This is a genomic window from Skermanella sp. (assembly GCF_059503625.1).
This window is the reverse complement of sequence record NZ_JCACHA010000540.1, coordinates 1-2048: the sequence shown is the minus strand read 5'-3', so window position 1 is coordinate 2048 and position 2048 is coordinate 1. Positions and strand designations below refer to the sequence as shown.

At 65.7% G+C, this 2048-nt stretch carries 2 protein-coding genes; both read left to right on the top strand.

Annotated features, from left to right (window positions below; genetic code table 11):
• Positions 1–58: 58 nt before the first annotated feature.
• On the top strand, positions 59–1828 hold the full coding sequence (gene oxc, locus AC5JJ6_RS11530) for an oxalyl-CoA decarboxylase (protein WP_496042165.1): 1770 nt from the start codon (positions 59–61) through the stop codon (positions 1826–1828).
• Positions 1829–1949: 121 nt separating this feature from the next.
• Positions 1950–2048, top strand: a 99-nt coding sequence (locus tag AC5JJ6_RS11525; RefSeq protein WP_496042166.1) for a CoA transferase, incomplete at its 3' end; no start/stop codon positions are given.

The following is a 2048-nucleotide window of genomic DNA, read 5'->3' as shown; positions in this document are numbered from 1 at the left end:
GCAATTTTCTCGACTGACCGACCTTGAAACTTTAAGAGCTCGGGGAGGAGCAACTCTCATGTCAAGTGCGGCTGCAACAGCGGTCAAGAACCAAGCCGCGGACGTATCGGATCTCGATGCACCGCCGGCGTTGACGGATGGCTTTCAGCTCGTCATCGACGCGCTCAAGCTGAACGGCATCGAGAACTTCTATACCGTGCCCGGCATTCCGATCTCGGACCTGCTGCGCATGGCGCAGGCGGAAGGCCTTCGGGTCATCTCGTTCCGGCACGAACAGAATGCCGGCAATGCCGCCGCGATCGCGGGCTTCCTGACCAAGAAGCCGGGCGTCTGCCTGACGGTTTCGGCCCCCGGCTTCCTCAACGGCCTGACGGCACTGGCGAACGCCACCACCAACTGCTTCCCGATGATCCTGATCAGCGGATCGTCCGAGCGCGAGATCGTCGATCTCCAGCAGGGCGACTACGAAGAGATGGACCAGCTTGCCATCGCGAAGCCGCTCTGCAAGGCCGCCTTCCGCATCCTGCACGCCCAGGATATCGGCATCGGCGTGGCGCGGGCGATCCGTGCCGCCGTCTCGGGCCGTCCGGGCGGCGTCTATCTGGACCTGCCGGCCAAGCTGTTCTCCCAGGTGCTGGACGAGGTAGAGGGCAAGAAGTCGCTGGTCAAGGTCATCGACCCGGCTCCGGCCCAGCTCCCCGACCCCGGCGCGGTCGCGCGCGCCCTGGATGTGCTGAAGAGCGCCAAGCGGCCCCTGATCGTGCTCGGCAAGGGTGCGGCCTACGCCCAGGCGGATGAAGAAGTCCGGGCGCTGGTCGAGAAGAGCGGCATTCCCTTCCTTCAGATGAGCATGGCCAAGGGCCTTCTGCCGGACACCCATCCGCAGTCTGCCGGCGCCGCGCGCTCCATGGTGCTGAAGGACGCCGATGTCGTCATGCTGGTCGGCGCCCGCCTCAACTGGCTGCTGTCGCACGGCAAGGGCAAGACCTGGGGCGCTCCCGGTTCGAAGAAGTTCATCCAGATCGACATCGAGCCGAAGGAGATGGACAGCAACGTCGAGATCGTGGCGCCCGTCGTCGGCGACATCGGCTCCTGCATGTCCGCCCTGCTGGCCGGCATCGACGGCAACTGGCCCGCACCGCCGGCCGATTGGGTCAGCGCCGTCAGCGCCCGCCGGGAAGCCAATATCGGCAAGATGGCGCCGAAGCTGATGAGCAACGCGTCGCCGATGAACTTCCACGGCGCCCTGGGCGCGGTGCGCCGGGTGATCAAGGAGCGGCCGGACGCCATCCTGGTCAACGAAGGCGCCAATACGCTGGATCTGGCGCGCGGCATCATCGACATGTACGAGCCGCGCAAGCGCCTGGACGTCGGCACCTGGGGCGTCATGGGCATCGGCATGGGCTATGCCGTCGCGGCAGCCGTCGAAACCGGCAAGCCGGTGCTCGCGATCGAGGGCGACAGCGCCTTCGGCTTCTCGGGCATGGAGGTGGAGACGATCTGCCGGTACAAGCTGCCGGTCTGCGTCGTCGTCTTCAACAACAGCGGCATCTATCGCGGCACCGACGTGAACCCGACCGGCGGCAGCGATCCGTCGCCGATGGTCTTCATGCCGGACACCCGCTACGACAAGATGATGGAAGCCTTCGGCGGCGTCGGCGTGCATGTGACCGCCCCGGACGAGCTGTACCGCGCCGTCAGCGAAGCCATGGACTCCGGCAAGCCGACCCTGATCAACGCGGTGATCGACCCGGCGGCCGGCACCGAGAGCGGCAACATCGGCAGCCTCAACCCGACCAGCTCGGTCCGCAAGGCCCCGGCGCAGTAATAATCGGCGAAGTGGCGGCCTGCTCCCAGCGGGCAGGCCGCCGGCCAGGAACTCCAAGCAAAAACGACAACCAAAAAACGCGGTCACTGACACACCACAAGAGAGACCCCGGGAGGACAGTATGGGCAAGGCATTAGACGGCGTCCGCATTCTAGATTTCACCCACGTTCAATCGGGGCCGACCTGCACCCAATTGCTCGCATGGTTCGGCGCCGACGTG